Genomic DNA, 9363 nt, shown 5'->3' on the forward strand with positions numbered 1-9363 from the left:
CAGTGGGGAATGCAGCGCTAACGCGCCAGATTAATGCCCCTCGCCTTCGAGCCCGCCGACGTGCTTCTGCGTGTAGAGTTCGATGCCAATACGGCCGATCAGGTCGAGCTGGGTTTCGAGGAAATCGATGTGATGCTCCTCGTCGCTCATCAGCTTCTCGAACAGGTCACGCGTGACGTAGTCCTTGACGCCATGGCAGTAGGTCGCCGCTTCCTGGTAGAGCGCCCGGGCGCTCATCTCGGCGGCGAGGTCGCATTCGATGATCTCCTTGACGTTCTGGCCGATGCGCAAGGGATCGAGCACCTGCATGTTCGGAAAGCCGTCGAAGAACAGAATGCGCGCCGTGAGCTTGTCGGCATGCTCCATCTCCTCGATCGACTCCTTGCGCCAGACCTTGGCCATGTCCAGCAGGCCCCAATTGTCGAGGAAACGGTAATGCAGCCAATACTGGTTGATCGCAGTCAGTTCGTGACGCAGTGCCTTATTGAGATATTCGATGACCTTTGCGTCGCCCTGCATGGTTCACTCCAGCTCTTGCAGTCCAAATCGGCCCTAAACCGAATTTAGAATGTTTCTAAATGAGTTTGCGGGCGAGGGCAACCGGCTAGTGAGCACGCAGCCGAGGGAAAAGCTCAGCAGACCATATGGAAGGTTTCAGCAGGCTGCGAGCGCGAACTGAGCGGGTTCGACCGTCTCGTCATTGGCGGCCACAGTATGGCTGTGCGGACAGCCGGCACAGCAGGATTGGGCACAAGGGCCAAGCGCTTCGTCGATGATGGTTTTGATGGTCCGGGCACAGCGGCCGCATTCGGCGTTACAGCCGAGGCATCCATAAACCTGCTTGGCATGGCGCACGGCGTCGTCGGACTCGGCGACGGCGGCGCGGATGTCGTCATCGCTCAGCACGTTACAAGAACAAACGATCATGGAAGCGGCAGGCCCTTCGGTGATGCGTCAACATCGATATTTAAGGGGGCGGCCGGATGCAAAAGGAAAAATCGGAATTTGAAGCTATTCCAAACTGGCTCGCAACGGCCTAGAACGGCTCTAAAATAGGGCGTTGCGCTGGATCAAGATTGCAGCGGACCTAGTCGCCGCCATCGCTGCTGGAACAGCTGCCGCCGTCAGTCGAGCTCCCCGAACTGTCGCTGGAAAACCAGCTTCCCAGCGACAAGCCGTCGCTCGTCCCCGAGTAGCTATCGCCGCTGCTACTGCCTCCATCGCTAGCGGCTGCTGCGCGGGACCGGCGTCCGCGGTTCTGGAGATATGTGATCCAGCCGTAGCCGATCGCGAAGACGATCCCGGCCGCAATCAATGCATTTGCCAACGCGTTGCTCATCATCGCCTCGGAGCCGCGGTCCATACTAATTGGTCGTACCCCGCAAGGGCGCCGTTCATTGATCATTCAAGCGAAGTATGGAACTCTGCCCCCAAAGAGTTCCGCATGATTGTGCGAAAGGTCAAGCCAATGAAGAAGTCGCTCGTGGCAGCCGCTGCCATCGTCACTCTGGTCCTGACGGCCGGAGCACCCGCCCATGCGCAACGCGGCGTCGCTGCGGGCGTGGCGGCCGGGATCATCGGCGGCGCCATTGTCGGTGGCGCGCTGGCATCTCCGTATTATTACGGACCGGGCCCCGGCTATTACGAGCCCGGCTACTATCCGCCCCGCTACTACGCTCCGGGCCCGGGCTATGTCGCCGACGACTATTACGGCGGCGGGTGTGTCTGGCAGAAGCAGCGCTTCTGGGACGGCTACGCTTGGCGCGCCCGCCGCGTCAGGGTCTGCGGCTGAGTCGCCGTGAACCGGTTCATTACGGAGGCGCCGTTCATCTTGGAGCCTGAAAAAGACCGCTTTTTCTCGTCACAGCTCCGTGTGCGTTTACCGTGGATTGACCATTTGCGCGCTTCCTAGCCCAACGGTCAATTCCATCAGAGTGTGCGTGAACCTTTGAAACCCGGGCGCCTCTAACAAGGTGAGCCCATCTCCCAGGAGAGCCCTGAGCATGAAGAAGACTTTAGTTGCTGCCCTCACGGTTGCGACAGTCGCCGGTTCGCTGGTGACCGCGACACCGTCCGCGAAGGCGCATGATGGCGTCGGCGCCGGCATCGCGGCCGGCCTGATCGGCGGCGCGATCGTCGGCGGCGCCATCGCGTCGAGCCGTCCCGCCTATGGCGGCCCCGTTTACGTGGCTGAGCCCCCGCCGCCCGCGCCCTGCTACTGGCGGCGTGAGCGGTATTGGGACGGCTACGGCTGGGTCGTCCGCCCGGTCCGCGTCTGCTACTGATCCGATCGCGTGGCGCTCAGACGCGCCGCGAACGAAGCCCGGCCGAGCATCTCGGCCGGGCTTTTTCTTTTGCTGCGCTATCGCGCAGCCTGGATCGAGCGCAGCACCTCTTCGTTCGGCCAGCAATCGACCTTGAGGCCCGCCGACTTCTGGTAGGCACCGAGCGCGGCGCGGGTCTGCATGCCCGCCTTGCCGTCGATCTTGTCCTTGTAGAGCCCGATGCGCGTGAGACCGCGCTGCATGGTCTCGACGTCCTTGGTGCGCAACTGCTTCGAAGCTGACCAGGGCGTTGCGAAAGGCAGCGGGCTGGTCATGCGGTCACTGAGATGGCCGACGAACAGCACGTAGAGATCGGAGAAATTGTACTCCTTGATGACGAAGTAGTTCTTCGTGGTCAGGAACGACGGGCCGTAGATCCCTTCGGGCTGGAGCAACGAGGCCGGCTGCGCCTGCTCGGCCGCGCTGAGTTTCTGCCCGCGCACCGGCACGAAGCCTTCGCGCAGCCACTGGCCGATCGGCTTCGTCACCTCGGGCACGCCGGTGGTGCAATCGAGCTTGGCCGGCGCCTGCACCTCGTAGGCCCAGCGCACGCCACTTTGCCAGCCCTTGTTGACGAGCTGCTGCGCGGCGGACGCCAGCGCATCCGGCACCGAATGCCAGATATCGATGCGGCCGTCGCCGTCGAAATCGACGCCGTGCTTGTAATATTCGGACGGCAGGAACTGAGTGAGGCCGGTCGCACCGGCCCAGGACGAGCGCATGTCCTTGCGCGTCACCACGCCCTCGCCGAGGATCTTCAGCGAGAGGATGAACTCGTTGCGGTACTGATCCTTGCGGCGTCCGACATAGGCCTGTGTCGCCAGCACGCGGACGAGATCGTAAGGCAGCGTGTAGCGGCCGAAATCGGTCTCACGGCCCCAGATCGCGAGCATGACGGTCGCAGGTACACCGGATTTCTTTTCGATCTCGGTCAGCGCGGTGCGATATTTTTGCAGCAGCCGCTGCCCCTCGCCTGCAAGCCGTGCGATCGAGGCTTCCTTGACGTAGTCGGCGGGCACCTGCACGAACTCGGCCTGCGACGGCGCACCGGTGGCGGGCCGCCCCGGCAGGATCAGATCGGGCAGCTTGTAGTCGGGCTCGAGCCCGCGCGTCTGTTCCTCGAAGGTCGCGCGCGAGACGCCGGCGGCCTGCGCCTCGGGCCACAGCGAGGCGACGAACTGTGTGAAAGCTGCGTCGGCGGCGCGGGCGGGCGACAGGCCACAAGTGACAGTGATCACCGCAGCGATGAGCGCCCGCCACATCATGCCGAAATCACCGCGTCAGCTTCTTGTACTTCACGCGGTGCGGAATGATGCTGTCCTGGCCGAGTCGGCGCATCTTGTCCTTCTCGTAATCCTGGAAGTTGCCCTCGAACCATTCGACATGGCTGTCGCCCTCGAACGCGAGGATGTGCGTCGCGATGCGGTCGAGGAACCAGCGATCGTGGCTGATGATGACAGCGCAGCCAGCGAAATCCTCCAGCGCCTCTTCGAGCGCGCGTAGCGTATCGACGTCGAGGTCGTTGGTCGGTTCGTCGAGCAGCAGCACGTTGGCGCCGGACTTGAGCATCTTGGCGAGGTGCACGCGGTTGCGCTCTCCGCCGGAGAGTGCGCCGACCTTCTTCTGCTGGTCGGCACCCTTGAAGTTGAACGCCGAGCAATAGCCGCGCGAGTTCACTTCCTTCTTGCCGAGCAGGATCAATTCGTTGCCGCCGGAGATCTCCTCCCACACGGTCTTCTTGCCGTCGAGCGCATCGCGCGACTGATCGACATAGCCAAGATGCACGGTCTCGCCGACCGTGATCGTGCCGGAGTCCGGGTTCTCCTGGCCCGTGATCATCCTGAACAAAGTGGTTTTGCCGGCGCCGTTGGGACCGATGACGCCGACGATACCACCTGGCGGCAGCTTGAACGTGAGGTCGTCGATCAGGAGACGATCGCCGAAGCCTTTGCTGAGCCCCTCGAAATCGACCACGTTGGCGCCGAGCCGCTCGGCGACCGGGATGATGATCTGTGCGGTCTGGGTCTGCTTCTCGCTCGCCTTCTTGAGCAGCTCCTCATAGCGCTGGTAGCGCGCCTTGGACTTGGCCTGGCGCGCCTTCGGCGAGGAGGCGACCCATTCCTGCTCGCGGGCGAGCGTCTTCTGATGCGCGGCGTCCTCGCGGCCTTCCTGCTCGAGGCGCTTCTGCTTCTGCACCAGCCACGACGAGTAATTGCCCTCATAGGGAATGCCGCGGCCGCGGTCGAGCTCGAGGATCCAACCCGTCACGTTGTCGAGGAAATAGCGGTCGTGGGTGACGATCAGGATCGCGCCGGGATAATTGCGCAAATGCCCTTCGAGCCACGACACGGACTCGGCATCGAGATGATTGGTCGGTTCGTCCAGCAGCAACAGCTCGGGCTGGTCGAGCAGCAGCTTGCATAGCGCGACGCGGCGGCGCTCACCGCCGGAGAGTTTCGTCACATCGGCATCGTCGGGCGGGCAGCGCAGCGCGTCCATGGCCTGGTCGACCTTGCTGTCGAGATCCCAGAGGCCCTGGGCCTCGATCTCGTCCTGGAGCTTGGTCATCTCGTCCGCGGTCTCGTCCGAATAATTGACCGCGAGTTCGTTGTAGCGGTCGAGAATCGCCTTCTGCTTGGCGACGCCCTGCATGACGTTCTCGCGCACAGAAAGCTTGGAATCGAGCTGCGGCTCCTGCTCGAGATAGCCAACGCGGGCGCCTTCGGCGACCCAGGCCTCACCGGTGTATTCCTTGTCGAGGCCGGCCATGATCTTGAGCAGGGTCGACTTGCCCGAGCCGTTGACGCCGAGCACGCCGATCTTGGCGTCCGGGTAGAAGCTCAGATGAACGTTATCGAGCACCTTCCGGGTCGGGTAGCTCTTGGTCAGGCCCTGCATGAAATAGATGAACTGGCGCGCCATCGGTCCCGTGAAACCTTCGATTTGAGGAAATTTGCTGCCGCCGATGTAGCGATCCCGCCCCCAAAGGGCAATGTTTTCCGTCCGTTCACCACGGTTGAATACGGAACGGACACCATCCGGCCACCGATCCGGACAATTGAAACCATCTTTTAATAAATCAGGCCAAAGCTCGGTGTCGCGCGGAAACAGCGCCACCCGCTCAGAATGAACGGCGAGCACAGCGAGACAGCGTCATGGCCATGATCGAGACCAACTCTCTCCCTGGTCCGGCAGACGCCGGGCAGGTCTCCGGATTCGTTTCGGAGATCCAGAGCTTCTGGAAGCGCTTTTTCGCCACCGCCTTCAACCCGTACCGGCCCGAATTGCACTATATGCGCGGCCCTGGCCCGGCCTGGCGCGCCAAGCACGGCATGGATGCGCCGTTCCGCCTGAAGCCCCGCGACCTCTGAGCCTGCCCCCAACGATTTTTTGAAGACGTCAGCTGCTTGCGCGCAGGCATGATTGCGCGCAACCATGGCCCGGCTCCGACGAGGGCGCCCCCTCGCTCGCGCCGTCACCTCTCGCCATGGATGAAATGCTGATGACGCGGCTGCGCTGTGCAATTCTCGACGATTATTTCAACCTCGCCCTCGACGTCGCCGACTGGCCAAAGCTCTCCGACCGCGTCGATGTCACCGTGTTCAGCCACCCATTTGCGTCCGAGCAGGCCGCGGCGAGCGCGCTGGCCGACTTCGAGATCATCTGCGCCATGCGCGAGCGCACGGCATTTCCGAAGAGCCTGCTCGACAAGCTGCCGAAGCTGAAGCTGCTCTTGACCTCCGGCATGCGCAACGCCGCCATCGACATGGAGGCCGCGAAGGTGCGTGGCGTCGCCATCGGCGGCACGCAATATTCGCGCGATCCGACCGCCCCGCTCGCCATGGGCCTGATCCTGGAACTGACCCGCGGCATCGGCCGCGAGAATGCGCGCATGCATGCCGGCGAGCCCTGGCAGACCTTTGCCGGCATCGAGATCGAGGGACTGACGCTCGGCATCGTCGGGCTCGGCAAGCTCGGCAGCAAGATGGCAGGGATCGCCAAGGCGTTCGGCATGAACGTGATCGCCTGGAGCCCGAACCTGACGCCGGAGAAGTGCAAGGAGGCCGGCGTCGGCTACGCCAGCAAGGATGAGCTGTTCGCGAAAGCCGACATCGTCACCATCCATGTGGTGCTGAGCGAGCGCTCGCGCGGGCTGGTCGGCCGCGCCGATCTCGCGCGGATGAAGCCGACCGCCTTCCTCGTCAACACCGCGCGCGGGCCGATCGTGGACGAGCAGGCGCTGCTCGAGGCCTTGCAGCAGAGGAAGATCGCAGGCGCCGGCTTGGATGTGTTCTCGGTCGAGCCGCTGCCGGTCGATCATCCCTTCCGCAAGCTCGACAACCTCGTGTTGACGCCGCATCTCGGCTACGCCACTGCGGACGGCCTGCGCATCCATTACGGCCAGATGGTCGAGGCGATCGACGCCTTCACCAGGGGCGGCAAGCTGCCGCGCAAGCTGGCCTGAAACGCCATGAAATCGGGATGATCATCGCTCGCTGCAAGCGTTGTTGAGCATGATCTCAGGCCGCCGAGCGCTGGCCGGCGGAAGAGCTTGCGGCGTCGGCAAAGCCATCACGCCAGGACGGGTGTGCCGGCAGCCAAGCCAGTTCGCGCTTGGCCTTGGCGTTGGAGGCGCCGCGCACCTCGGTCATCATCGCCGTCATATGCTCGCCCGCAAGCAGCCGCCCGAGCCATGCGGGCACGTGAAGCGGCGGCTTGGCACCGAGCAATTCGGCGAGCGCCGGCAGCCAGTCCCTGACCAGGGCCGGACGGTCGTCGACGATGTTGTAGATCTCGCCCGCGCGTCCGCGCTCGATGGCGGCGACCGTCGCAGAGGCGGCATCTTCGGTGTGAATGAATGACCAGTAGCCACCGCCATCGCCGATCACCGGCACGCGCCGGCGACGAAGCTGCTCTCTCATCTGCGGCGACAGCGTGCCGGTGTCCGGGCCATAGAAGAATCCATAGCGCAGCACGATCCCTTCGGGCGCAGTCGATGCCAGCACCGCGCGCTCCAGGTACTGGATAGCTTCCAGGGTGCGGCGAAGTTCCTGCGGCGGATTGGGGTCAAGCTGATCCGCTTCTGTCTTGATCGCTCCCCCGTCGCGGCTGAAGGTCCAACCGCAGAAGCTCTGGGCAATGAAGCGCTTGGCGCCGGCCTCGCGCGCGGCCGCGAGCAGAATGTCCGTTCCGCGAGTGCGCAACTCGTTGGTTCTCGCGAACGCGCGATCGAAATGCCGCAGGTCGGTAGCTGCGGCGAGATCGGTCATCTCATGGATGACCACGTCCGGCCGTGCCGCCTTTACGGCCGCGCGCATGCTCCCCGCATCGAGACCATCAGCAACGACGGATTCGGCACCAAGCTCCTCGAGAAGGCCGGACTTCGCGGCGCTCCGGGTTGAGGCGATGACCGAATGACCGGTGGCGACAAGGAGGGGGACGAGCTTGCGACCGACGGCACCGGTGGCGCCCGCAACAAAGATTCGCATCTTGTGTTTCTCGCATTCGTGGCAACCAGCCGGGACGTAGTTGACCCCGGCCCGGATTCAAGCGAGCGAACGTGCGGACGCGGCGGAAAGGATGCGTCAAATGATTACGGCGCGTGGCCGAAGCGCACGCGCCGTTTCTCGATCGATGTTTGAGCGATCGGCCTAGCGCACGGTGACCGGCGCAGGCAACGGCGGCACCACCGTCGGCTGCGTGCCCGGGACGGGACCGGCCTGGGCGGCCATCGGAGCCGGACCGGCAGCACCCGGCGTCGGCGCAGCGGATGCGGTCGCCGTTCCCGGCGGCGGGCCGCCCGGCAGCACCACCACGCGGGTGCCGACCTTGACACGGTCGAACAGGTCGGAGACGTCCTCGTTCAGCATGCCAATGCAGCCGGAGGAGACGAACTTGCCGATCGTCGAGGGCTGGTTGGTGCCGTGGATGCGGTAGACGGTCGAGCCGAGATACATCGCGCGGGCGCCGAGCGGATTGCCGGGGCCACCGGCCATGAAGCGCGGCAGATAGGGCTGGCGCTCGATCATTTCGGTCGGCGGATGCCAATCCGGCCACTCGGCCTTGCGGGTGATCTTCTGCACGCCGGTCCAGGTGAAGCCGTCGCGGCCGACGCGGACGCCGTAGCGGATCGCGCGGCCGTTGCCGAGCACGTAATAGAGGTAGGTGTGTGGCGTATCGACCACGAGCGTGCCGGCCGGCTCCTTGGTCTGGAACGCGACTTCCTGGCGGCGCAGGTTCTGAGGCAGCTGCGCGGGAGCAGCATCCGGCTGCTCCTCGGGCGGTAGCGACGCGATCGTCATCGGCCGGCCATCGGCGCCGACGGGCGGCTGGCCGGCCTGGACCGTACCGGTCGCGGCGGGACCACCAACGGCCTCCGGCGGACGCAGGCCGTCATTGGCCGGTGCCTGGCCCGGACGATTGGCATAGATCACCGGCGGCGGACCGGCGGGCCGGCCGTAACGGGGATCGTCGGGCGACATCACGGGGCCTTGGGGCGGCGCTGCCGAGTAGACCGGCGGAGCGCCGGCCGGGCGGCCGTAACGCGGATCATCCGGCGACATCACCGGGCCCTGCGGGGCGGCCGAATAAACCGGCGGCGCGCCGGCCGGACGGCCGTAGCGCGGATCGTCCGCCGGTCCGGGCGGCGGCAGCGAGGCCTGCGGCATCGCGTCGTCGTCTTCGTCCAGGGCGTCGAAGTTCGGCGTGCGATCGCCCGGACGATATTCAGCCGGAGGGCCATAGCCCGGCGCCTGCTGGACCGGATAGCTCTGAGCTTGAGCGAGCGAGGTTCCCGCCGCAGCGACTGTCGCGGCAGCGCATATCGTCAGAAAGTGTTTGATCATCATCGCTCTTGTATAGTCCCCAAGCCCGATCGGACCGTTAACGGCCAGATGACGGAAGATAGCGGCACATTCAAGACGTATCAGGCTCATTTGCGCCGGATTTGCCGATTTGTGATCCGCAAGACTACCGTTGCCCCGTTGCATCACGGGGGCGGAAATCGCATCGCGCCGTCAATTGCCGCGGTGTTCGGCCT

Annotated in this window: 11 protein-coding genes; 4 read left to right on the forward strand and 7 right to left on the reverse strand. The window is 64.6% G+C overall.

What is annotated here, in order from left to right:
• Positions 1–30: 30 nt before the first annotated feature.
• The 3 genes from bfr to IVA96_RS27560 all read right to left on the reverse strand — a co-directional run bounded on the left by bfr (position 31) and on the right by IVA96_RS27560 (position 1342).
• Positions 31–519 (reverse strand): bacterioferritin, encoded by a 489-nt coding sequence (gene bfr / locus IVA96_RS27550; protein WP_247278406.1) that lies wholly within the window; start codon positions 517–519, stop codon positions 31–33.
• 135 nt (positions 520–654) lie between these two features.
• Positions 655–927, reverse strand: coding sequence for a (2Fe-2S)-binding protein (locus IVA96_RS27555; RefSeq protein ID WP_247278405.1), 273 nt, complete (start codon positions 925–927; stop codon positions 655–657).
• 160 nt (positions 928–1087) lie between these two features.
• Positions 1088–1342, reverse strand: coding sequence for a hypothetical protein (locus IVA96_RS27560; RefSeq protein WP_247420505.1), 255 nt, complete (start codon positions 1340–1342; stop codon positions 1088–1090).
• A 126-nt stretch (positions 1343–1468) separates the two neighbouring features.
• On the opposite strand from IVA96_RS27560, the gene IVA96_RS27565 reads away from it, so the two are divergent.
• The gene (locus IVA96_RS27565) at positions 1469–1792 is read left to right on the forward strand and encodes a hypothetical protein (RefSeq protein WP_247278604.1); all 324 of its coding nucleotides are present in this window, start codon (positions 1469–1471) and stop codon (positions 1790–1792) included.
• A 211-nt stretch (positions 1793–2003) separates the two neighbouring features.
• Positions 2004–2285, forward strand: coding sequence for a hypothetical protein (locus IVA96_RS27570; RefSeq protein ID WP_247278404.1), 282 nt, complete (start codon positions 2004–2006; stop codon positions 2283–2285).
• Positions 2286–2362: 77 nt separating this feature from the next.
• On the opposite strand, the gene IVA96_RS27575 is transcribed toward IVA96_RS27570, so the two are convergent.
• Both IVA96_RS27575 and ettA read right to left on the reverse strand, forming a co-directional pair.
• Positions 2363–3589 carry a lytic murein transglycosylase gene (locus IVA96_RS27575; RefSeq protein ID WP_247420421.1) on the reverse strand — a complete coding sequence of 409 codons (1227 nt, stop codon included), beginning with the start codon at positions 3587–3589 and terminating at the stop codon, positions 2363–2365.
• Positions 3590–3596: 7 nt separating this feature from the next.
• On the reverse strand, positions 3597–5246 hold the full coding sequence (gene ettA, locus IVA96_RS27580; RefSeq protein WP_247420423.1) for an energy-dependent translational throttle protein EttA: 1650 nt from the start codon (positions 5244–5246) through the stop codon (positions 3597–3599).
• A 233-nt stretch (positions 5247–5479) separates the two neighbouring features.
• On the opposite strand from ettA, the gene IVA96_RS27585 reads away from it, so the two are divergent.
• Positions 5480–5695, forward strand: a complete 216-nt coding sequence (locus IVA96_RS27585; RefSeq protein WP_247278401.1) for a hypothetical protein — start codon at positions 5480–5482, stop codon at positions 5693–5695.
• A 131-nt stretch (positions 5696–5826) separates the two neighbouring features.
• A complete protein-coding gene (locus tag IVA96_RS27590) occupies positions 5827–6789 on the forward strand; it encodes a D-2-hydroxyacid dehydrogenase family protein (protein ID WP_247278400.1) in 963 nt (320 codons plus the stop codon).
• 55 nt (positions 6790–6844) lie between these two features.
• Here IVA96_RS27590 and IVA96_RS27595 read toward each other — a convergent pair whose 3' ends face one another.
• Both IVA96_RS27595 and IVA96_RS27600 read right to left on the reverse strand, forming a co-directional pair.
• On the reverse strand, positions 6845–7813 hold the full coding sequence (locus IVA96_RS27595) for an NAD-dependent epimerase/dehydratase family protein (RefSeq protein WP_247420425.1): 969 nt from the start codon (positions 7811–7813) through the stop codon (positions 6845–6847).
• Positions 7814–7975: 162 nt separating this feature from the next.
• Positions 7976–9169, reverse strand: coding sequence for a L,D-transpeptidase (locus IVA96_RS27600; protein ID WP_247278603.1), 1194 nt, complete (start codon positions 9167–9169; stop codon positions 7976–7978).
• Positions 9170–9363: the final 194 nt, after the last annotated feature.

This window comes from Bradyrhizobium sp. 159, from assembly GCF_023073795.1.
GTDB lineage: Bacteria > Pseudomonadota > Alphaproteobacteria > Rhizobiales > Xanthobacteraceae > Bradyrhizobium.